This is a genomic window from Streptomyces sp. NPDC021749, assembly GCF_040640655.1.
Taxonomy (GTDB): Bacteria; Actinomycetota; Actinomycetes; order Streptomycetales; family Streptomycetaceae; genus Streptomyces.
In genome coordinates, this window is sequence record NZ_JBFACE010000070.1 from 1 (window position 1) to 21,704 (window position 21,704).

A 21,704-nucleotide genomic window follows, 5' to 3' on the forward strand; every position below is an offset into this window, starting at 1 on the left:
CGGTTACATTCCGAACCCGGAAGCTAAGCCTTTCAGCGCCGATGGTACTGCAGGGGGGACCCTGTGGGAGAGTAGGACGCCGCCGAACAATCTTTCAAGGACCCTTGGTCCCAGCGTGCATGCTGGGACCAAGGGTCCTTTTGTTTTTCCGAAGCGCGCCGAAGTGGTCGGTGCGTGAGAATGAATGCAGTACCGAAGACAGGAGTCACGTCGATGTCCACCAACTCTTCCGACGATCGTTCGGAGCGCCGGCCGCAGCGGCGTGACGACGGTGACCGCGGTGGTTTCCGGCGTGACGACCGGGGGCCGCGGCGCGACAGCCGGGACAACAGGGACAGCAGGGACAGCCGTGGCGGCGACCGCGGTGATCGCGGCGGGTTCCGACGGGATGAACGGGGCGGTGGACGCGGTGGATTCCGCCGTGATGACCGCCCTTCGGGTGGCGACCGCGGTGGCTTCCGTGGCGGCGACCGTCGGGACGAGCGGCCGCGTGGGCCGCGTCGCGACGATGAGCGCGGGGGCGGCTTCCGCCGGGACGAGCGGGCGCACGGTGGCGACCGTGACCGTGGCGGGTTCCGGCGCGATGAGCGGTCGGGTGGTGGCGAGCGTGGTGGGTTCCGCCGGGAAGAGCGTCGCGATGACCGTGGCGGCTTCCGGAGGGAGGAGCGCCGGGATGACCGTGGGGGCTTCCGGCGGGATGACCGGCGGGACGAGCGGTTCCCCCGGGGCGAGCGGGCGCACGGTGGCGACCGTGACCGTGGCGGGTTCCGGCGCGATGAGCGGTCGGGTGGTGGCGAGCGCGGTGGGTTCCGCCGGGAAGAGCGGCGGGATGACCGTGGCGGCTTCCGGAGGGAGGAGCGGCGGGACGACCGTGGGGGCTTCCGGAGGGAGGAGCGGCGGGACGACCGTGGTGGCTTCCGGAGAGAGGAGCGGCCGGACGACCGTGGTGGGTTCCGGCGGGACGAGCGGCGCGATGACCGTGGTGGGTTCCGGCGCGACGAGCGTGGGCACGGTGGCGAGCGCGGTGGGTTCCGGCGGGACGAGCGCCGGGACGACCGGCGCGATGACCGGCGGGACGACCGTGGGGGGTTCCGGCGCGATGATGAGCGTGGGGGACGTGGCGGGTTCCGGCGGGACGACCGGGGGCCGCGGCGGGACGACCGTGGCGGGTTCCGGCGGGACGACGAGCGCGGTGGGCGCCGGCCGTACGGTGGCGGGCGCGGCCGGGACGACCGTCGGGACGAGCGGCGGGACCGGGAGCGGGAGCCGATCAAGCGGCTGCCGATTCCGGACGACGTCACCGGTGAGGAGATCGACAAGGATGTCCGGCAGGAGCTGATGAGCCTGCCGAAGACGCTGGCCGGGGATGTCGCCAGGAACCTGGTGATGGTCGCGCGGCTGCTGGACGAGGACCCGGAGAAGGCCTACGGGTACTCGCGGGTGGCGCTGCGGCTGGCGTCGCGCGTGGCGGCGGTGCGGGAGGCCGCAGGCTTCGCGGCGTACGCGGTCGGCAAGTACAGCGAGGCGCTGGCGGAGTTCCGGGCGGCGCGGCGGATGACCGGCAGCGTGGAGCTGTGGCCCGTGATGGCGGACTGCGAGCGTGGGCTGGGCCGGCCGGAGAAGGCGCTGGCGATGGCCGGCGAGCCCGAGGTGCAGAAGCTGGACCGGGCCGGGCAGGTCGAGATGCGGCTGGTCGCGGCGGGTGCCCGTCGGGACATGGGGCAGGCGGACGCGGCGGTGGTGACGCTGCAGAGCCCGGAGCTGGCGTCGACGGCCGTGCACCCGTGGACGGCACGGCTGCGGTACGCGTACGCCGATGCGCTGCTGGAGGTCGGGCGTGAAGGCGAGGCCCGTGACTGGTTCGCCCGGGCGCTGGAGGCAGACCAGGGCGGTACCACGGACGCCTCGGACCGGCTGGCGGAGCTGGACGGTGTGGAGTTCACCGATGTGCTGGAGGAGTCCGGCGAGTCGGAGGAGAACCACGGTGCCGAGGGCGAGGAGCGGTCCGAGAAGGACTGACGGTCGCCGGACCACGTGACGAACGAAGGGCGGGATCCCGGTGGGGTCCCGCCCTTCGGCGTTGTGGGGGTGTGGGGGTCAGCGGGCCGGTGCGTGCGGGGCGATCGGGTTGTGGAGGGTGCCGATGAGCTGGAGGGCGCCCGCGGGGTCCTGGAGGTCGACCATCTGCTGGTTGTTGCGCAGCTGGAGGCGGTTGAGGCAGGAGAGCGCGAACTCGTCGGTGAACAGGTCGTACTGCGCGAACCGGTCGGCGAGGTGGGGGTGGGCCGCCTGGTAGTCGGTGACGCATGCGGCGACCGTGCGCCAGAAGGTGGCCTCGTCGAGGATGCCGCGGTCGTCGAGGGTGGCGGCGAGGAAGCGGAAGAAGCAGTCGAAGACGTCGGTGAAGACGGAGAGGAGCTTCTTGTCCTCGGGGACGCCGGCGCGGATGCGTTCGACGGCGGGCGGCAGCACCGCGTCGGGGTCCATGACGGCGATCTCCTCCGCGATGTCCTTGAAGATCACGCGGGCCACGGCGCCGTCCTCGATGACCAGGATGGCGTTCTCGCCGTGCGGCATGAAGACCAGGTCGTAGGCGTAGAACGCGTGCAGGACCGGGACGAGGTAGCCGTCGAGGTAGCGGCGGAGCCAGTCGGCGGGCTCCAGGCCGGACTCCTCGATGAGGGCGCCGGCGAGGGAGTCGCCGTCGCGGTCGGTGTGGAGCAGCGAGGCCATGGTGGCCAGGCGCTGGCCCGGCTCCAGGGTGGGGACCGGGCTCTCCCGCCAGAGGGCGGCCAGCATCTTCAGGTACGGGGAGCCCTTCTCGGTGGCGGCCTCGTACTGGCGGTGGTGGTAGCCGATGGCGGCGCGCTCGCGGATGATCGAGAAGCGGGCGGCCCGGAAGGTGGCGTCGGCGTCGATGAGCCGGGCCAGCCAGTCGTTGATGGCCGGGGTGGCCTCCATGTACGAGGCGGACAGGCCGCGCATGAAGCCCATGTTGAGGACCGAGAGGGCCGTTTTGACGTAGTGCTTGGCCGGGTCGGTGGTGTTGAAGAAGGTGCGGATGGACTGCTGGGCGAGGTACTCGTCGTCGCCGGGGCCCAGGCAGACCAGGTGCTGCCGGGCGACCTCGGCGGCGAAGGTGACCGACAGCTTGTTCCACCACTGCCAGGGGTGGGTGGGGAAGAGGTAGTAGTCGTCGGGGTCGAGGCCGAGGCCGGTGAGGGTGGCGGTGAAGCGGGTGCGGGTCTCCTCGGGGAGTTCGGCGCGGATCAGAGTGTCGTAGTCGAGGCCGGCGCCGGCGGTGAAGGTGGCGTGGTCGCGGCGGGCGGCGAGCCAGATCAGCGTCAGCGGGGTGGCGGTCTCGGGGGCGTAGGCGTGGTACTCGTGGATGCCGAAGCCGAGGCGGCCGTTGTTGGCGACGAAGCAGGGGTGGCCCTCGGTCATGCCGGTTTCGATGGCCTGGAAGCCGGACTTTGCGAGTTCGGCGGCGGAGGGCTGGTCTTGGGCGAGTTTGTAGGCGGTGCCGGAGAGGGTGGAGCTGATCTCCTCCAGGTAGACCGGCAGGATCTCCTGGCCGAGGCCCAGGGAGGTGCGGAGTTCGAGGAAGAACTCCAGGGCGTCCAGGGGGAGTTCGTCGGTTCCGCGGTGGCGGGTGATGCTGTCGGGGTCGACCTGCCAGTGGTCGAGGGCGGTTCTGCGGGCGGCGAAGCGGTATTCGGTGCCGCCGTCGTCGCTGCGTACGGCGTAGTGGCCGTCCTGCGGCAGGCGCTGGGGGGCCAGCAGCCGCTCGTGGGCGAACTCGGCCAGGCCCTTGCGGATCAGCAGGCGGTTGGCGCGGGCCCACAGGGCGGGGGTGAGGTGGGCGACGGCGTCCTGGGCGGTGGGCATCAGTGGTCTCCTCGGGCGGCCAGGAACTGGTCGCGGGTGCAGGTGCTCAGGTAGGCGTCTTTGGAGGGGAGCGAGACGGTGCGCTGGATCTCGAACCCGACGGCCTTGTTGAGGGCGTGCACGCCGGTGTTGCGGGTGTCCGGTTCGACGACGACGCGGCGGGTGGCCGGGTCGGCGAAGAGCATCTCCATGACGGTGGTGATCACGGCGCGGGTGAAGCCGTGGACCGGGGTGTCGGTGGGGGCGCAGAGGAAGTGCATGCCGATGTCGCCGGGTTCGGCGAGGTGGATGCCGACCAGTTCGCGGTGGGCGGGGTCGTAGCGCTCCATCAGGAAGGCCGGGGTGCCGTTGTGCAGGCCGAGGAAGGCGTCGTGGTGGGGGTCGGCGGCGATCCGTGCGAACTCCTTCTGCACGGCGGGCAGGTCGCAGTCCTGCATCAGCCAGAAGACGGCCTTGGGGTGGGTGACCCAGGAGTGCAGGACGGCGGCGTCGGCGGCGGGGTCGACGGGCCGTAGGGAGAATTCCCCGAGAGCGGGATCGGTGCGGGTGAAGACGAGGGTGCTCATGCCCACACCTCGCTTCGCTCGGCCTCGCACTCGCTCGGTGCGCACCTTTCGATGATTCGCTCGCTTCGCTCGTTCATGCGGGTATCTCCATGGGGTGGTGCGAACCGGCCGGGGCGGCGAACTCCTGGAAGGCGATGGCCTTTTCGACCGGGTAGTACTCGCGGCCGAGCAGCTCGCGGATGAGGCAGGAGTTGCGGTAGGCGGCCATGCCGAGGTCGGGGGTGACGAAGCCGTGGGTGTGCAGTTCGGCGTTCTGCACGTAGATGCCCTGGCCGGTGGTGTCGATGCTGTAGTTGCGGGCGACGGCGTAGCGGCCGGCGTCGTCCCAGGCGATCCGGTCGCGGACCGGTTCGAGGAAGTCCGGGACGCGGTAGCGGTAGCCGGTGGCGAGGACCAGGCCCTGGGTGTCGAGGGTGAAGTCGGTGCCCTGTTCCTCCTGTCGCAGGCCCAGGGTGTAGGTGCCGGAGGTCTCGTCGTAGGAGGCGGTGTGCAGGGCGGTGTTGGTGAGCAGGCGGGTGCGGACCGGGCCGGCCAGGCTCTTCTGGTAGAGCAGGTCGTAGATCTCGTTGATCAGCTCGGAGTCGATGCCCTTGTAGAGGTGCTTCTGGGTGGCGTTGAGCCGGTCGCGGGTGGCCCGGGGGAGGGCGTGGAAGTAGTCCACGTACTCCGGTGAGGTCATCTCCAGCGTGAGCTTGGTGTATTCGAGGGGGAAGAAGCGCGGCGAGCGGGTGGCCCAGGTCAGGTGGTAGCCGTGGCCGTCGATGTCCGTCAGCAGGTCGTAGTAGATCTCCGCGGCGCTCTGGCCGCTGCCGATCAGGGTGATCGAGTCCTTGGCCTGGAGGGCGGGTTTGGCGTCCAGGTAGCCGGCGTTGTGCAGCAGGTCGCCGCCGAGGTCCCGGCATGCCTCGGGGAGGTGCGGCGGGGTGCCGGTGCCGAGGACGAGTTTGCGGGCGCGGAAGGTGAGGTGTTCGCCGGTGGGGAGGTGCTCGGCGTGGACGGTGTACAGCTCCTCGCGGGCGTCGTACTCGACGGTGGTGACGCGGTGTCCGAAGCGGATGGTGTCGAGTTTGCCGGCCGCCCAGCGGCAGTAGTCGTTGAACTCGGCGCGCAGCGGATAGAAGCTCTCGCGGATGTAGAACGGGTAGATCCGGCCGGATTCCTTCAGGTAGTTGAGGAAGGAGAACGGGGAGGTCGGATCGGCGAGGGTGACCAGGTCGGCCATGAAGGGGACCTGGAGGTGGCTGCTCTCCAGCATCATGCCGGGGTGCCAGTCGAAGGACGGTTTGTCGTCCAGGAACAGGCCGTTGAGTCCGTCGATCGGCTCGGTCAGGCAGGCCAGGCCCAGGTTGAAGGGGCCGAGGCCGATGGCGAGGAAGTCGTAAGGGGCGGACACGGGGTCTCCGATGGGGGGTTCGGCTCGGGGAGGGTCAGCGCGCGCTGAGCGCCGGCCGGGGCTGCTCGGCGAGGTGGGCGCCGGCGTGCTCGGCGATCAGGTCGAGGACGGTGGCGATGTCGTCGAGGGTGGTCTCGGGGTTGAGCAGGGTGAACTTGAGGTAGTGGCGGCCGTCGACCTTGGTGCCGGCGACGATCGCGTCACCGGAGGCGAACAGGGCCTCGCGGGCGTGCAGGTTGACCCGGTCGGCGAGTTCGGGGTCCGGGGCGGCGCTGGGGACGTAGCGGAAGACCAGGGTGCTCAGGCTGGGTTCGGTGACCACCTCGAAGCGGGGGTCGTCGTGGAGGAGTTTCCAGGCGTCGGCCGCGCGGTCGACGACCTCGTCGAAGAGTTCGCCGACGGCCCGGGCGCCCATGATGCGCAGGGTGAGCCAGAGTTTGAGGGCGTCGAAGCGGCGGGTGGTCTGGATCGACTTGTCGACCTGGTTGGGGATCTGGGCCTCGGCCATCCGGCGCGGGTTGAGGTAGTCCGCGTGGTAGGTGACGTGCCGCAGGGTGGCGCGGTCGCGGACCAGGACGGCGCTCGAACTGACCGGCTGGAAGAAGGACTTGTGGTAGTCGACGGTGACGGAGTCGGCGCGTTCGATGCCGTCGAGGAGGTCGCGGCGGCGGGAGACCAGCAGTCCGCATCCGTAGGCGGCGTCGACGTGCATCCAGGCGCCGTGGCGGGCGCACAGGTCGGCGGTCTCCGGGAGCGGGTCGATGGAGCCGAAGTCGGTGGTGCCGGCGGTGGCGACGACCGCCATGGGTATCAGGCCGTCGCGGTGGCAGCGGGCCAGTTCGTCGGTGAGGGCGTCGGTGCGCATCCGCTTCTCGGCGTCGACGGGTACGGTGATGACGGCCTCGGCGCCCAGGCCCAGCAGGGTGGCGGCCTTGCGGATGCTGAAGTGGCTGCATGCGGAGGTCAGGATGCGCAGCCGGGGGAGGACGTCGGTGCGCCGGGCCTCGGAGGGGGAGTCGTTGCGGGCCAGTTCGCGGCGGCAGGCCTCGTCGCGGGCGAGCAGCATGGCCTGGAGGTTGGACTGGCTGCCGCCGCTGGTGAAGACGCCGTCGGCCAGCTCGCCGAGGCCGATCCGGGCGGCCGTCCAGTCGATCAGCCGGCGTTCGATGAGCGTGCCGCCGGCGCTCTGGTCCCAGGTGTCCAGGGAGGAGTTGACGGCGGAGAGCACGGCCTCGCCGACGAGTGCGGGGATCACCACGGGGCAGTTGAGGTGGGCGAGGTAGCGCGGGTGGTGGAAGTAGACCGCGTCGCGGAGGTAGACCTCTTCGAGTTCGTCGAGCGCGGCGGCCGCGTCGTGCAGCGGGGCGTCGAGGTCGACACCGGCGATCGCGGGGGTGAGGCGGTCGACGGAGATGCCGGTGAACGGGCGGGCGGTACCGGCGATTTTGGCGCTGATCCGTGTGACGCTCTCGGTGACCGCGCTGTGGTAGCGGTGGGCCGTACCGTTGTTGAGCAGATACGTCCGGCTGTCGGCCGGGTCCTCGGCGGAGTGCGCGAGGAGACTCATGAAGGTGTCCTCCCTGGTGCGGAGTTGACCACGTCCTGCGCAGGTGGGGGTGTGCGCAGGGGCAGGGAGACCCGCCCGGCGACGTAGTGAGGTAAGCCTAACCTAACTACGCCCCGGGTGGGGAGGCGGGGCCCCTACGGGCCCTGTACGCGGCTCAGTTGTCGTCCTCCAGCGTCCGCAGCACCAGGCCCGTGGCGGGCTTGGGGCCGAACGAGGTGGACTTGCGCGGCATCGTCACCCCGCACTCGGCGAGTTGACGGACGGTCTCCTCGGACGTGGCGCGCATCAGCACGGCCGACCCGCCGTGCCGGACGGCGTGTTCGACGGCGGCCTCGGCGTGGTGCAGATAGCCGATGTCCGACGGGTGGTCGGGGATGTGCCAGACCTCGTCCAGCAGGACGGAGTGCAGCACGGTGGCGTCCAGCCGCCGCCACGCCTCGGGCCGGTCCCGGCGGATCGTACGGTCCAGCAGCTCGGGATCGGGGCGGTCCAGGAGGTGGAAGGTGTCCGGCCCGCCACTGAGGACGAAGGCCGTCCCGGGCGTCTCCTCCAGGGTGCGCAGGGCGTCCGGCAGTCCGCCCGGGAGCGCACGGGTGCGGAAGGCGCCGGCCAGATCCGCCAGCGCCTTGGCGGGCGGCAGATGTGGCAGTACGCGGTGGATCGCGCGGACCTGGAGCGGATAGCGGGCGGTGTCGACCAGCAGGACCAGGCCGGACGCCCAGGGGGAGGCGGCGGTGGCACCCGGCTGCTGCTCGTAGAGCCGCTGGTAGGTCGCCCAGCGGTGGTGGCCGTCGGCGATCAGCGCCTGCCGGCCGGCGAGGTCCGCGTCGATGGTGGCGAGGTCGGCGGGGGCGGTGACCGCCCACAGGCGGTGGGTGAAACCGTCCTCCGTGGTGGTGGCCAGCAGCGGGGTGCCCTCCACCACGCGCTCGATCACCGCGGTCGCGCCGTTCGCCGGATTCCCGCCACGGTACGACAGCAGCAGCGGCTCGAAATTGGCCGCCGCGGCGCGCATCAGGGCGGCCCGGTCCTCGACGACCTCGGGGATCACGTCCTCGTGCGGCAGCACCGGGCCGTCCAGGCACAGCGCGCCGATCAGCCCACGCTGCAGCACCTCGCCGGAGCGCTGCTCGTACACGTACAGTGCGGGTTCGGGGTCCTGCGCCAGCACCCCTTCGGCGCGCCAGCGGCGCAGGGTGTCGGCGGCCTGGCGGTGCCGGGCGGCGGGGTCCGCGGCGTGCGGCAGGATCAGCCGGACGATGTTGTACGGATCGGCGGTCTCCAGATGGCGCACCCCCTCCGGCCGGACCACCACGTCGTACGGCGGCGAGGTCACGGCGGTGAGGCTGCTGATCCGGTCCGGGGCGTAGCGCAGTCCGCGGAACGGGAGGAGGCGGAGGCCGTCGGTATCGGTCATTGAAGAATGCTATGCCGCGGGGGCGATGAGGGAAGATCGGGGGACAGTCCGGATGTGGCTGGAAATACCGGCAGGTGCGAGGAGCAGGACGGCATGAACGAGCAGGTTCGCAGGCAGCCCGACGGGAGCCGGCGCGCGCTGAGCGAGGTGTACGACACGGCGCTGCTGGATCTGGACGGGGTCGTCTACGCCGGTGGCCGGGCCATTGCGCACGCCGTGGAATCGCTGACCACCGCCCGGGACGGCGGGATGCACCTGGCGTACGTGACCAACAACGCGGCCCGCACCCCGCAGGCCGTCGCCGACCAGCTGTCCGCGTTCGGACTGCCCACCGGCGCCGACGACGTGATCACCTCGGCGCAGGCGGTGGCCCGGCTGATCGCCGAGCAGGTGCCGGCGGGCGCCCGGGTACTGGCGATCGGCGGCGAGGGACTGCTGGTGGCGCTGCGCGAGCGCGGCCTGGAGCCGGTGTTCTCCGCGGACGACGGGCCGGCGGCCGTGGTGCAGGGCTACGACCCGGCCCTGGACTGGGAACGGCTGGCCGAGGCCGCCTACGCGGTGCAGCGCGGGGTGCCGTGGTTCGCCTCCAACACCGACCTGACGATCCCCAAGGAGCGCGGGATCGCGCCCGGCAACGGCGCGCTGGTCGAGGTCGTCCGGATCGCGGCGGGCGGCACGCCCCAGGTGGCGGGCAAGCCGCAGCCGCCGATGCACCGCGAGACGGTGCTGCGGACCGGCGCCCGGCGGCCGCTGGTGATCGGCGACCGGCTGGACACCGACATCGAGGGCGCCCACAACGGCGCGGTGGACTCCCTGCTGGTGCTCACCGGCGTGACCACCCCCGCCGAACTGCTGGCCGCGCCGCCGGAGCACCGCCCCTCCTACGTGGACGCGGATCTGCGTGGACTGCTCGTGCCGCAGCCGGAGGTGACCGCGGACGGGGACGGCTTCCGGTGCGGCGGCTGGCGGGCCGAGGCCGCCGGCGACGCGCTCGCCGTGGCGGGCGAGGGGGCGCCGCTGGACGGGCTGCGGGCGCTGTGCGCGGCGGCCTGGACGCAGGCGGGGGACGGCAGTTGCCGGGCGGACGCGGGGAAGGCGCTGGCCCGGATCGGGATGTGAGGACGGCGCCACGGGGCCCTCGGTGAGGCGGGGCCCCGGCGCACGGCGGCCGACGGCTCAGTCCTCGTCGGCCGCCGCGGTACCCGCGGTCAGCTCGGCGAGCAGGTCCTCCTCGGTGGCGCCGCGCCGCCAGTAGCCGGTGAACTTGACCGCCCGGCGGTCGAAGCCGCGCTCGCGGACCAGATGGCGGCGCACCGCCTTGACGGTGCCGGACTCCCCGGCGACCCAGGCGTACGGCGTGCCGGCGGGCAGTTCGGCGGTGCGCAGCGCGTCGAGCACCGGCTCGTGGTGCGCCGCGGAGGCCGGGTCCCGGACGAGCCAGGTGACCTCGGCGTCCGCGAAGGTCGGCAGCGGCTGCCGGTCGTCCTCGTGCCCGATCTCGATGAAGACCTCGGCCCGGGTGCCGGGGGAGAGCCAGGACAGGATGCCGGCGATGGCGGGCAGCGCCGTCTCGTCGCCGGTGATCAGGATCCAGTCGGTGCCGGCCGGCGGGCGGAAGTCGACGCCGCCGTTGTCCTCGACGGCCGGGGCGAGGACGGTCAGCCGGTCGCCGGGGCGGGCCGCGGCGGCCCAGCGGGAGGCCGGCCCGCCCTGCGTCACGGCAGCCCCCGGTTCCGCGCCGTGCAGCGCGAAGTCCACGTCGAACTCCCCGGAATCCGGGCGCTGTTCGCGCAGGGTGTACGAGCGCATCACCGCGCGCTCGGCCGGGTCCTGGGCCCGCCAGGCGGTGTACCAGCCGTCGCCCATGTCGTCGAAGACCGGGCGGTCCTGGTGAGGTTGCGGGAGGAAGAGCTTGAAGCGCTGGTCACGGCCGCCGGAGGCCAGTTCGTCCAGCCGCTCGCCGCCGAAGGTGACCCGCACCATGGAGGGGCCGAGCCGTCGCGAGCGGACGACGTGCACGTCGAAGAAGCGGAAGGGGGCGGTGGCGGGGGCGGCGGTCGTGGTCATGCGGGAACCTCCCGGAGGTGGTGTGGGGGTGGGTGGGGCTGCGGAGGCGCGCGGATGCGGGCGGGCGGTCGCGGCCGGCGGACCTGCCGTGCGGGCGGCCCGGAGGCGGGCCGGTCCGCGCGGCTCGTCGCTGCGTCAGCTGACCTTCTTGGCGCTCTCGACGGCCTTGGCCAGCGTCTCGATGAGCGGTGCGGAGCCCGCGTAGGAGAAGCGCGGCTCGCTCGACCACGGCGTGATCTGGCCGGCCTTGACGGCGGGCAGCTTCGCCCAAGAGGGCTTCGCGGCCAGGTCCTTGGGCTGGAGGGTGGCGGTCCGGTTGTCCAGCAGGAGTACGTCCGCCTTGTACTTGTCGGCGTTCTCCCAGCTCAGGCTCTCGAAGTAGCCGCCCTTGTCGAGGTGGTCGGGGACGATCAGGTCGACGCCGAGGGACTTGTAGTACATCAGGTCGGCGTTGATGCCGGGGTTGGAGGCGTAGAAGAGGTCCGGGCTGCCGGAGCAGGCGAGCACCTTGACCGGGTTCGACTTGGCGGCCTTGCGCAGCTTCTCGGCGGCCTGCTCGAAGCGGGACTTGGCGTCGGTGACCTTCTTGGCCTTGAGGTCGGCGCCGAGCGATGCGGCCAGTTCCGCGTAGCGCTCGATGATCTTGACGAGCGGGACCCGGGACGAGGTGAGGGCCACGGACTTGGCCAGCTTGGTGATCTTGTCCTTGCTGTCGTCCGGCACGAACCACAGCGCGCCCGGCTCGTACATGTTGGTGACCAGCAGATCGGGGCGCAGTCCCGCGTACTTCTCGACGTTGAACTGGTCGTAGGCGTTGCCGATGATGGTGACCTTGTCGACGTCGAGGTCGCCGGCCTGCGGGTCGGGCTTGCCGTTCTTGAGCTTGGTGGGCCCGAAGACGCCCACGATCTGGTCGTCGATCCCGAAGTCGTGCAGCGCGGCCGCGGTGCCGGTGAAGGCGACGATCCGCTGCGGGGTGCCCTTGAGGGAGACCTTCTGCTTGCGGTCGTCGGTGAAGCTCCACGGGCCGCCCTCGGCACCGCCGTTGGCGCCCGCCGTCCCCTTGTCACCGCCGCACGCGGCCAGCAGGGCGCCGATGCCGACGGCGCCGCCTGCGGCCAGGACGCCGCGGCGGGACGGAGTTACGCTTCGGGAGGTGCTCATGGTGGCTGCGCTTCTCTCTGGGAGGGCCTGCAAGTCGATGTGAGGGTAGGCTAACCTAACTACCGTGTTGGTCGACAGTCCCCCCGAAGCATCAACGGCCCCGGCCCCCACGGCACCCCGGAGGCGGCACGCCCTGCGCTCCGCGGGACTGCTCGGCTCCGTGGCCGTCCTCGCCGCCGTCGTCGTCCTCGGCATCGCCGTCGGCGCCAAACAGATCCCGCTCGACCAGGTGTGGCACGGGGTGTTCCACTACTCCGGCACGGACACCGACGTGGTCGTCCACGACGTGCGCATCCCCCGCACCCTGCTCGGGCTGCTGGCCGGCACCGCCCTCGGCCTGGCCGGCACCGTCATGCAGGCACTGACCCGAAATCCCCTGGCGGACCCCGGAATTCTCGGCATCAACGCCGGTGCCTCGGCCGCCGTCGTCTCCGCCATCAGCTTCTTCGGCATCACCTCCCTCACCGGATACGTGTGGTTCGCCTTCGCCGGCGCCGCGGTCGTCTCGGTCGCCGTCTACGTCCTCGGCGGCACCCGCAACGCCACCCCCGTACGGCTCGCGCTCGCCGGCACCGCACTGACCGCCGTCCTCGTCGGCTACATCAACGCCGTCAACCTCATGGACACCGCGGCGCTCGACAAGATGCGCTTCTGGACGGTGGGTTCACTGGCCGCCGCCACCATGCCGACGGTCACCCACGTCGCACCCTTCCTGGCCGTCGGCGGGGTCCTCGCGCTGCTGCTCGCCCGCCCGCTCAACGCCCTTGCGCTCGGCGACGACCAGGCCCGCGCGCTCGGCACCCGGCTGACCCGCACCCGGGTCCTGGCGATGGCCGCGGTCACCCTGCTGTGCGGCGGCGCCACCGCCGCCTGCGGCCCGATCGTCTACGTCGGCCTGATGGTGCCGCACGTCGTACGGGCCGTCACCGGCCCCGACCTGCGCTGGATCCTGCCGTACTCGGCGGTGCTCTCGCCGGTCCTGCTGCTCGGCGCGGACGTCCTCGGCCGGGTCGCGGCCCGGCCCGGCGAACTCCAGGTCGGCATCGTCACGGCCGTCATCGGCGGACCGGTCTTCATCTATCTCGTACGACGGCGGAGGATGGCCCAGCTGTGAACGCCCAAGCTGACAAGCCCGCGCAGGGCACGAAGCGCGCGGCGGCGCTGCGCACCAAGGGAGGGCTCTCGCTGCGGCCGGACGCCCGTGCCGTGGTCGTCGGACTGGTGCTGCTGGCCCTCGCGCTGGCCGCCGGCATCGCGCTGATCGGTTCCGGCGACTACCCGATGACGCCGGACGAGGTGGTCGCCACGCTGACCGGCGGCGGCGACGTGGGCGCCCGGTTCATCGTGCAGGACCTGCGGCTGCCGCGGGTACTGGTGGGGCTGCTGGTCGGCGCCGCGTTCGGGATCGCCGGGGCGGTCTTCCAGACCGTCTCCCGCAACCCGCTCGGCAGCCCGGACGTGCTGGGCTTCGCCCAGGGCTCGTCGGTCGGCGCGCTGACCGCCATCGTCTACTTCCAGGCCGGGACCTTCGCGGTCGCCGCCGGAGCGGTCGCCGGCGGCATCGCCACCGGACTCGCCATCTTCCTGCTCGCCTGGAAGCGCGGCATCCACGGCTACCGCTTCGTGCTCGTCGGCATCGGGGCCAGCGCCATGCTCTACGCGATGGTCCTCTACCTCATGACCAAGGCCAACATCGTCGAGGCGACCCGGGCCACCACCTGGATGACCGGCTCCCTCAACGGCCGCGACTGGGGCCAGGTCGGGCCGCTGGCCGCGGTCTGCGCCGTCCTCGTCCCGCTGGTCCTGCTCCACGCGCGGCCGCTGCGGATGCTGGAGATGGGCGACGACGCGGCGTACGCGCTGGGGGTACGGGTCGACCGGGTGCGCGTCGTCGTACTGCTGGCCGCCGTCGTGCTGGTCGCCGCGGCCACCGCGGCGGCCGGACCGATCTCCTTCGTGGCGCTCACCGCGCCCCAGCTCGCCCGGCGGCTGACCCGCGCACCCGGCCCCAACCTGCTGCCCGCCGCCCTGATGGGTGCGCTGCTGCTGGTCGCCGCGGACTGGGCCGCGCAGCGGCTCTTCGGCGCCGACCAGCTGCCGGTGGGCGTGCTGACCGGCGTCCTCGGCGGCGGCTATCTGCTGTGGCTGCTGGCCGCCGAGCGGAAGGCCGGGCGGGTATGAGGCCCCGGCAGCCCGGCGCACCCGGGCGACAGCAGCGCGACCACGTCACCACCACCCCAGGAGCTTCGCAGTGAGCCGTCTCACGGCCGAGAACGTCACCCTCGCCTACGACCGGCGGGTCATCGCCGAGAACCTCTCGGTCGCCATTCCCGACCGGTCCTTCACGGTCATCGTCGGCCCGAACGCCTGCGGCAAGTCCACGCTGCTGCGCGCCCTCTCCCGGATGCTCAGGCCGAGCGCCGGATCGGTGCTGCTGGACGGCACGGCGATCTCGTCCCTCCCCGCCAAGAAGGTCGCCCGGACGCTCGGTCTGCTGCCGCAGTCCTCCATCGCCCCGGACGGCATCACCGTCGCGGACCTCGTGGCGCGCGGCCGCTACCCGCACCAGGGGCTGCTGCGGCAGTGGTCCGGCGAGGACGAGCGGATCGTGGCGGAATCCATGGCGGCCACCGGCGTCGACGGGCTCGCCGACCGCTACGTCGACGAGCTGTCCGGCGGCCAGCGCCAGCGGGTCTGGATCGCGATGGCGCTCGCCCAGCAGACCCCGCTCTTCCTCCTCGACGAGCCCACCACCTACCTGGACATCCAGCACCAGATCGAGGTGCTGGACCTGTGCGCGGAACTGCACGAGGAGCAGGGCCGGACGCTGGTCGCCGTGCTGCACGACCTCAACCACGCCGCCCGCTACGCGACCCACCTCATCGCCATGAAGGGCGGCGAGATCATCGCCCAGGGCCCGCCCGCCGAGATCGTCACCGCCGAGCTGGTCGCCCGGGTCTTCGGGATCAGCTGCCAGGTCATCGACGACCCGGAGACCGGCACGCCGCTGGTCGTGCCGGCGGCACGGCAGGCCCGCGGCGGCCGGGCGGCGCGGCGGGCGGCCGGCGGGACGGTGGGCGAGACCGCTACAGCAGTGTCCTGAGGCGCAGCAGATCGCGCAGCCCGGCCTCCAGCTTGACCCGGCCGCTGCCCCAGGCACGGGCGAAGTTCAGCCGGCCGTCCACCAGCGCGACCAGGTCGTCGCCCGTCATGGACAGCCGGATCTCGGCCTTGCCCGGGGGCGGGCCGGGCACGCAGGTCATGTCCCGGATGCTGCCCTGTGCCAGCCGGCCGAGGAACGTCACGTCCAGGTCGGTGAGGCGGCAGCTGAGCGAACGGTCGAGCGCCGCGGCACTGCGGACCGAGCCGCCGGCCGAGGACAGGTTCTGGGCCAGCCGGTCGAGCGCGGCACGGCACTGGTCGAGGGTTGCCATCGCGATCGACGATACGCCAGGTCGCCGCACGGCTCGCCAGCCCCGGACCCCGCCCGCGCGGTAGCGTCGGAGGCATGGAACAGTCCACGCCCGGCCCGGAGCCGGAGGCAGCCGGGAGCACGGAGCAGGCCGGTCCCGCGGAGCCGGACGCAAGCGCCGGGGAAGCAGCAGCCACCGAGGAGGCCGGCCCCCGGCCGCTCGGCGTCGCCGTCGCCCCCACCGGCCAGGCCGCGGTCGACGCCGGACTGCGGCGGCTGGCCGACGCCGACCACCTGCCGGTGGGCGGACACCTCAAGGTGTACGAGGATGTGCACCGTGGGCTCCGCGACGTACTGGCCGGTCTCGACCAGCACCCCGGGCCGCCCGCACCGTCCTCGACGACGCACGACAACAGGAGCTGAACCACAGGTGGCAGGAGTGGCACGACGCCGACTCGACGCGGAGCTGGTGCGCCGCAAGCTGGCCCGCTCGCGCGAGCACGCCAGCCAGCTGATCGCCGCGGGCCGGGTGACCGTCGGCGGCACCACCGCGAGCAAACCGGCCACCCAGGTCGAGACCAGCGCGGCCGTCGTCGTCCGCGCCGACGACAGCGACCCCGACTACGTGTCGCGCGGCGGCCACAAGCTCGCCGGGGCGTTCGCCGCCTTCGTCCCGCGCGGCCTGACGATCGAGGGGCGGCGGGCGCTGGACGCCGGCGCCTCCACCGGCGGCTTCACCGACGTCCTGCTGCGGGCCGGCGCCGGCCACGTCGTCGCCGTCGACGTCGGCTACGGCCAGCTCGCCTGGTCGCTGCAGAGCGACGAGCGGGTCACCGTGAAGGACCGCACCAACGTCCGCGAGTTGACGCTCGACCAGATCGACGGCCGGCCCGTCGACCTCGTCGTGGGCGACCTCTCGTTCATCCCGCTGGGCCTCGTACTGCCCGCGCTGGTCGGCTGTACGGCGCCCGACGCCGACCTGGTGCTCATGGTCAAGCCGCAGTTCGAGGTCGGCAAGGAGCGGCTGGGCAGCGGCGGCGTCGTGCGCAGCGCCGCACTGCGGGCCGAGGCGGTCACCGCCGTCGCCGCCCGGGCGGCGGAACTGGGACTTGGCGTACTTGGAGTAGTTGCGAGCCCGCTGCCTGGACCTTCCGGGAATGTCGAGTACTTTCTGTGGCTGCGCGCCGGGGCGCCTGCACTCGACCCGGCGGATGTCGACCGTGCAGTGGCGGAGGGGCCTCGTTGACCACAACCCAGGCAGTTGAAGGCAGCGCAGCACACGAGAACACCGGAGCCCGGCGGACGGTGTTCCTGCTCGCACACACCGGCCGTCCCGCGGCCGTCCGCAGCGCCGAACTCGTCGTCCAGGGGCTGCTGCGCAGCGGCATCGGGGTGCGGGTACTGGCCGAGGAGGCCGCGGACCTGCCGCTGCCGTCCTCGGTGGAACGCGTCGAGCTGGAGCAGTGCGCGGCCGAGGGCTGCGAACTGCTCGTGGTCCTGGGCGGTGACGGGACCCTGCTGCGCGGCGCGGACTTCGCCCGTACGTCCGGCGTCCCGATGCTCGGCGTCAACCTCGGCCGGGTCGGCTTCCTCGCCGAGGCCGAACGCGACGACCTCGACAAGGTCGTCGACCGGGTCGTCACCCGCGCCTACGAGGTCGAGGAACGGATGACCCTCGACGTCCTCGTCCGCAACAACGGCAACATCGTGCACACCGACTGGGCGCTCAACGAGGCGTCCGTGGAGAAGGCCGCCCGCGAACGGATGCTGGAGGTCGTCACCGAGGTCGACGGCCGGCCGGTCTCCCGCTTCGGCGGTGACGGTGTGGTCTGCGCCACCCCCACCGGCTCGACCGCGTACGCCTTCTCGGCCGGCGGCCCGGTGGTCTGGCCCGAGGTCGAGGCGCTGCTGATGGTCCCCATCAGCGCCCACGCCCTCTTCGCCAAGCCGCTGGTCACCTCGCCGCACTCGGTCCTCGCCGTCGAGGTCCAGCCCAAGACACCGCACGGCGTGCTGTGGTGCGACGGCCGCCGCACCGTCGAACTCCCCGCCGGCGCCCGCGTCGAGGTCCGCCGCGGCGCCGTACCGGTCCGCCTGGCACGGCTGCACCACGCCTCCTTCACCGACCGCCTGGTCGCCAAGTTCGCCCTCCCGGTGGCGGGCTGGCGCGGCGCGCCCCACTGACGGCCGCTTACGACGACCCGGCGAGGAGCGCCCTGGCGCGGGCCAGCGACGGGTCCCGGCCGGCGTCGAGGTCCGCGCCGGCGAAGACCGGTACCGGTACGGCCGGAGGGATCCCGGCGCCGTCGAAGGTCCGGCCGCCGGCGGTCAGGAACTCCTCGTTGGGCAGGCCGAAGCGCCAGCCGTTCGGCAGGCCGCGGTCCAGGACGTCGGAGAAGACACCCTGGGTGTGCTCCCCGACCCGGGTGGGCGCGGGGGAGCGGCCCATCAGGGCCTGGGTGAAGGTCTCGCCCGCACTGATGGTCAGCCGGCCGGTGAGCACCGCCACCGGGCCGGTGTAGACCGGACCCTGGTGCGGCCGGACCCGGACCGGCACCGGCGCGGTGAACCGCGCCGGATCCCGCGGGTCGTTGCGCGCCCGCTTGCGGTAGGCGGGATAGCCGCGGCCGGTGAGCCGGGAAGCGATGCGCACGCCCAGCGGGTCGGCGCCGCCGCCGTTCATCCGGAGGTCGACGATCAGGCCGCGCAGCGCCCCCGGCCCCCTGGTGCGGTCCTTCGTGAACACGGCGTCCAGGGCCCGGTCGAGCTCGGCGACGTCCCCCGCGTAGTCCCCCTTCTTCGTGTACCCGGCGAACTGGGTGACACGGAAGTACCCGATACGGCCCGGCAGATCGGCGTAGGACAGCTTGCCCTGCGCCCACCGGCGCTGGTGGACGCCGGGGCCGAGGCCGGCCGCTATCGCCCTGTCGACCCGGGCGGAGAAGGCCGGGGTGGGCAGGACCGTACCGGGACGTTTCCCCGCGAACCAGCGGTCGGGGCCGGCCACGACCCGGGTGTGCGCGTCGTGCAGCGGCTCGATCATCGCGCGCAGCACCGCGAACAGTTCGGCATCGGTGGTCCGGGCCGTGATCCGGGGACGGTAGCGGTCGCGGACCGCCGCCCAGTCGATCTTCTTCGCCCGGAAGAACGGGTAGTTCTCGGCATACGTCCGCCAGAACACGTCGAAGACCGCCCGGGGATCGCGCGGCGGGCGGTGCCCGCACCGGGCGGGCAGCGCGGCGATCCGGTGCAGGGTCCGCCGGCCCGCGGTGTCCGCACTCGACCACCGGGCGCCGCCGGCCCCCTCCGGGGTCAGCGTGAGCGGCGCCGAGTCCGGGACCGTGAACCGGCTTCGGCCCCGGGCATCGGGAGCGCCCGCCCGGGTGCCCGTGACGGGCCCCGGCAGACAGCTGACGGCGGTGGTCTCGTACGTCCGCAGGCTGCGGCCCTTGACGGTGACGAGCGTCCCGTAGCCGTCCGTCCGCCACACGCCCTCCAAGGACGCGTGGGCGGCGGACGCCGTCCGGGAACCGGCGGGGCCCGGCGCGGCGGCCGGACCGCCGGCGCAGGCGGTGGTGGCGGTCAGCGCGGTCACGGCCGTCACGGCGGCGAACAGCGCGAGCGTGCCGCGGGAGCGGCGGGAGCGGCCGGGGCCGCAGTGGTCGTTCATCGGATACCTCATGAGAGTGGTCGGGCCGCGGCCAGGGTGTGCCTGGCACGGCGGAGCAGGGCCGGACGGACCGGCACACCGGTCGCGAGCAGCGCGAGCGGCAGGGCGCCCCCGGCGAGCGCGGCGGCCGTCGTCCAGGGCACGTACGGCAGCGCGCAGCGAAGGTCCGCGGGAGCGCCGGGGCGAGCGGGAGAAGGGCGGTGGGGGCCGAGGAGCAGGAAGAGCGCCGTGTCCCCGGCGCCGCGGGCCGCCCTCGCCCGCCGTGCAGCCACCGGAACGCCCTCCGCAGCGGTCGCCGCGGGCGGTCATCGACGCCCCGACGACCGCCGCGGCGAACGGCACCGCCGCCGTCCCCGCGAACGCCGGCCGGTGCCCGCGCAACGCCGCGTGCGCCGATCCGCTGGACATGAGCGCACCTTTCGTTTCGCAACCGTGATCGGAGCGGTCGAACCGGAAGCCGCACCTGCGTGACCGCCCCCGACCTGACCTGCGCGGTCGTCCCGCAACCCCGCGGAGCCGTCCTCCCGGCGCCGTGATCAGCCTGGCGGCCCGGCCGCACCGCGCACCATGTGGAAACCCTCCGCTTTCGGGTGGGGTTTTCCGCAGTACCGGACGGGCGGGGGAGGGGAGGCCGTCGCGGGGCGCCCTCGGGACCTCGTAAGGTCGTATCCGTGTTGGAGGAGATGCGGATCCGGTCCCTGGGCGTCATTGACGACGCCGTAGTCGAGCTGTCCCCGGGCTTCACGGCGGTGACCGGCGAGACGGGCGCCGGCAAGACCATGGTCGTCACCAGCCTCGGACTGCTGCTCGGCGGGCGCGCCGACCCCGCCCTGGTACGGATCGGCGCCAAATCGGCCGTCGTCGAGGGCCGGATCAGCGTCGGCCCGCAGACCCCGGCCGCGGTACGTGCCGAGGAGGCCGGCGCCGAGCTCGACGACGGCGCCCTGCTGATCAGCCGCACCCTCTCCGCCGAGGGCCGCTCACGGGCCCACGTCGGCGGCCGCTCCGTACCCGTCGGCCTGCTCGGCGAGTTGGCCGACGACCTGGTCGCCGTGCACGGCCAGACCGACCAGCAGGGCCTGCTGCGCCCCGCCCGGCAGCGCCAGGCCCTGGACCGCTACGCCGGGGACGCGGTCGCCGTCCCGCTCGCCAAATACACCGCCGCGCACCGCCGGCTGCGGGCCGTCACGGCCGAGCTGGACGAGCTGACCACCCGGGCCCGGGAACGCGCCCAGGAAGCCGATCTGCTGCGCTTCGGCCTCGACGAGATCGCCGCGGTCGAACCGCAGCCCGGCGAGGACACCGAACTCGCCGCCGAGGCCGAGCGGCTCGGCCACGCCGAGGCACTCGCCTCCGCCGCGACCGCCGCCCACGCCGCGCTGGCCGGCAACCCCGAGGACCCCGAAGGCGTCGAGGCCACCACCCTGGTCGCCGGCGCGCACCGCGCCCTGGAAGCCGTACGCAGCCACGACCCGGAGCTCGCCGGCCTCGCCGACCGCCTCGGGGAGATCGGCATCCTGATGGCCGACGTGGCGGGCGAGCTCGCCAGTTATGCCGGCAACCTCGACGCCGACCCGCTGCGGCTCGCCGCGGTCGAGGAGCGCCGCGCCGCCCTGAACAGCCTGACCCGCAAATACGGCGAGGACATCGCCGCGGTGCTGGCCTGGTCGGAGAAGAGCGCCGCCCGGCTCGCCGAACTGGACGGCGACGACGACCGGATCGGCGAACTCACAGCCGAGCGCGACGCCCTCCGCGCCGAACTCGGCGAACTCGCCCAGACGTTGACCGATGCCCGCACCACGTCCGCCGAGCGCTTCGCGGACGCCGTGACCGCCGAACTCGCCGAGCTCGCCATGCCGCACGCCCGGGTGACCGTCGAGATCCGGCAGACCGAGGTGCCCGAGGACGCCGACGGCATCGTGGTCGGCGGCCGCACCGTCGCCTACGGACCGGCCGGCGCCGACGAGGTCGAACTCCTCCTGGCCCCGCACCCCGGCGCCCCGCCCCGGCCGATCGCCAAGGGGGCGTCCGGCGGTGAGCTCTCCCGGGTGATGCTCGCCGTCGAGGTGGTCTTCGCCGGCTCCGACCCCGTACCGACCTACCTCTTCGACGAGGTCGACGCGGGCGTCGGCGGCAAGGCGGCCGTCGAGGTCGGCCGGCGGCTGGCCCGGCTCGCCAGGTCGGCCCAGGTCGTGGTCGTCACCCACCTCCCGCAGGTCGCCGCGTTCGCCGACCGCCAGCTCCTGGTGGCGAAGACCCACGACGGCTCGGTCACCAGGAGCGGCGTCACGATCCTGGAGGGCGAGGAACGGGTCCGCGAACTCTCCCGCATGCTCGCCGGCCAGGAGGACTCCGAAACGGCCCGCGCGCACGCCGAGGAACTCCTGGAAACGGCCCGCACGGGCCGCTGACCGCCCGGCGGCGCTCCCCGGGGCCGGACGGTCCACTCCCGCCCCCTAGATGATTGAGTCCGATGTTTGTGCTGGCCGCAACTATGGCGAAGGGCGCCCGTTGGCTCGTGTGTGACTACCAGCCTGGACGCCCTTCTGGCGGCACTGTA

The 21,704-nt window shown here is 73.0% G+C and carries 19 protein-coding genes and 1 rRNA gene; 10 read left to right on the top strand and 10 right to left on the bottom strand.

Annotation, left to right across the window (positions count from 1 at the left end; translation table 11 throughout):
* Positions 1 to 88 (top strand): 5S ribosomal RNA (gene rrf, locus AB0G35_RS35725); the annotation flags it as partial.
* Positions 89 to 1,278: 1,190 nt separating this feature from the next.
* A complete protein-coding gene (locus tag AB0G35_RS35730) occupies positions 1,279 to 2,019 on the top strand; it encodes a hypothetical protein (RefSeq protein ID WP_360958519.1) in 741 nt (246 codons plus the stop codon).
* Between the two features lie 78 nt (positions 2,020 to 2,097).
* Here the strand turns inward: AB0G35_RS35730 and AB0G35_RS35735 are convergent, their stop codons facing one another.
* From AB0G35_RS35735 to AB0G35_RS35755, 5 genes are all read right to left on the bottom strand, one after another.
* On the bottom strand, positions 2,098 to 3,888 hold the full coding sequence (locus tag AB0G35_RS35735; RefSeq protein WP_360958468.1) for an IucA/IucC family siderophore biosynthesis protein: 1,791 nt from the start codon (positions 3,886 to 3,888) through the stop codon (positions 2,098 to 2,100).
* Entirely contained in the window at positions 3,888 to 4,454 is a 567-nt protein-coding gene (locus tag AB0G35_RS35740; RefSeq protein WP_360958471.1) for a GNAT family N-acetyltransferase, read from the bottom strand. The genes AB0G35_RS35735 and AB0G35_RS35740 overlap by 1 nt, the downstream gene beginning before the upstream one ends.
* A gap of 73 nt (positions 4,455 to 4,527) precedes the next feature.
* On the bottom strand, positions 4,528 to 5,847 hold the full coding sequence (locus AB0G35_RS35745; RefSeq protein ID WP_360958474.1) for a lysine N(6)-hydroxylase/L-ornithine N(5)-oxygenase family protein: 1,320 nt from the start codon (positions 5,845 to 5,847) through the stop codon (positions 4,528 to 4,530).
* 34 nt (positions 5,848 to 5,881) lie between these two features.
* The gene (locus tag AB0G35_RS35750) at positions 5,882 to 7,414 is read right to left on the bottom strand and encodes an aspartate aminotransferase family protein (RefSeq protein ID WP_360958477.1); all 1,533 of its coding nucleotides are present in this window, start codon (positions 7,412 to 7,414) and stop codon (positions 5,882 to 5,884) included.
* A gap of 154 nt (positions 7,415 to 7,568) precedes the next feature.
* A complete protein-coding gene (locus tag AB0G35_RS35755) occupies positions 7,569 to 8,831 on the bottom strand; it encodes a DUF1015 domain-containing protein (protein WP_360958480.1) in 1,263 nt (420 codons plus the stop codon).
* Between the two features lie 93 nt (positions 8,832 to 8,924).
* Here AB0G35_RS35755 and AB0G35_RS35760 point away from each other — a divergent pair, with 93 nt between their 5' ends.
* A complete protein-coding gene (locus AB0G35_RS35760; protein ID WP_360958483.1) occupies positions 8,925 to 9,950 on the top strand; it encodes an HAD-IIA family hydrolase in 1,026 nt (341 codons plus the stop codon).
* A 57-nt stretch (positions 9,951 to 10,007) separates the two neighbouring features.
* On the opposite strand, the gene AB0G35_RS35765 is transcribed toward AB0G35_RS35760, so the two are convergent.
* The gene (locus AB0G35_RS35765) at positions 10,008 to 10,898 is read right to left on the bottom strand and encodes a siderophore-interacting protein (RefSeq protein WP_360958486.1); all 891 of its coding nucleotides are present in this window, start codon (positions 10,896 to 10,898) and stop codon (positions 10,008 to 10,010) included.
* A gap of 135 nt (positions 10,899 to 11,033) precedes the next feature.
* Positions 11,034 to 12,062, bottom strand: coding sequence for an ABC transporter substrate-binding protein (locus AB0G35_RS35770; protein WP_360958489.1), 1,029 nt, complete (start codon positions 12,060 to 12,062; stop codon positions 11,034 to 11,036).
* Between the two features lie 64 nt (positions 12,063 to 12,126).
* Between AB0G35_RS35770 and AB0G35_RS35775 the strand changes: the two genes are divergently transcribed.
* From AB0G35_RS35775 to AB0G35_RS35785, 3 genes are all read left to right on the top strand, one after another.
* Positions 12,127 to 13,176 carry an iron chelate uptake ABC transporter family permease subunit gene (locus AB0G35_RS35775; RefSeq protein ID WP_360958492.1) on the top strand — a complete coding sequence of 350 codons (1,050 nt, stop codon included), beginning with the start codon at positions 12,127 to 12,129 and terminating at the stop codon, positions 13,174 to 13,176.
* Positions 13,173 to 14,243, top strand: a complete 1,071-nt coding sequence (locus AB0G35_RS35780) for an iron chelate uptake ABC transporter family permease subunit (protein WP_360958495.1) — start codon at positions 13,173 to 13,175, stop codon at positions 14,241 to 14,243. The genes AB0G35_RS35775 and AB0G35_RS35780 overlap by 4 nt, the downstream gene beginning before the upstream one ends.
* Positions 14,244 to 14,313: 70 nt before the next feature.
* Positions 14,314 to 15,165, top strand: coding sequence for an ABC transporter ATP-binding protein (locus tag AB0G35_RS35785; protein WP_360958498.1), 852 nt, complete (start codon positions 14,314 to 14,316; stop codon positions 15,163 to 15,165).
* On the opposite strand, the gene AB0G35_RS35790 is transcribed toward AB0G35_RS35785, so the two are convergent.
* Entirely contained in the window at positions 15,149 to 15,496 is a 348-nt protein-coding gene (locus AB0G35_RS35790) for an SCP2 sterol-binding domain-containing protein (RefSeq protein WP_360958501.1), read from the bottom strand. The two genes, AB0G35_RS35785 and AB0G35_RS35790, sit on opposite strands and share 17 nt — an antisense overlap.
* 74 nt (positions 15,497 to 15,570) lie before the next feature.
* On the opposite strand from AB0G35_RS35790, the gene AB0G35_RS35795 reads away from it, so the two are divergent.
* From AB0G35_RS35795 to AB0G35_RS35805, 3 genes are read left to right on the top strand one after another with little or no spacing between them, the layout of a single operon-like run.
* The gene (locus AB0G35_RS35795; RefSeq protein WP_360958504.1) at positions 15,571 to 15,897 is read left to right on the top strand and encodes a hypothetical protein; all 327 of its coding nucleotides are present in this window, start codon (positions 15,571 to 15,573) and stop codon (positions 15,895 to 15,897) included.
* A gap of 7 nt (positions 15,898 to 15,904) precedes the next feature.
* Entirely contained in the window at positions 15,905 to 16,720 is an 816-nt protein-coding gene (locus AB0G35_RS35800) for a TlyA family RNA methyltransferase (protein ID WP_360958507.1), read from the top strand.
* Positions 16,717 to 17,658, top strand: coding sequence for an NAD kinase (locus AB0G35_RS35805; RefSeq protein WP_360958510.1), 942 nt, complete (start codon positions 16,717 to 16,719; stop codon positions 17,656 to 17,658). Before AB0G35_RS35800 ends, AB0G35_RS35805 begins: the two co-directional genes overlap by 4 nt.
* 7 nt (positions 17,659 to 17,665) lie before the next feature.
* Here the strand turns inward: AB0G35_RS35805 and AB0G35_RS35810 are convergent, their stop codons facing one another.
* The gene (locus AB0G35_RS35810; RefSeq protein WP_360958513.1) at positions 17,666 to 19,144 is read right to left on the bottom strand and encodes a S41 family peptidase; all 1,479 of its coding nucleotides are present in this window, start codon (positions 19,142 to 19,144) and stop codon (positions 17,666 to 17,668) included.
* A gap of 8 nt (positions 19,145 to 19,152) precedes the next feature.
* Complete coding sequence (locus AB0G35_RS35815; protein WP_360958516.1) at positions 19,153 to 19,416, bottom strand: hypothetical protein; 264 nt, start codon at positions 19,414 to 19,416, stop codon at positions 19,153 to 19,155.
* Between the two features lie 411 nt (positions 19,417 to 19,827).
* On the opposite strand from AB0G35_RS35815, the gene recN reads away from it, so the two are divergent.
* Positions 19,828 to 21,555: a DNA repair protein RecN gene (recN, locus tag AB0G35_RS35820; RefSeq protein ID WP_360958522.1), complete on the top strand. Its 1,728-nt coding sequence runs from the start codon at positions 19,828 to 19,830 to the stop codon at positions 21,553 to 21,555.
* Positions 21,556 to 21,704: the final 149 nt, after the last annotated feature.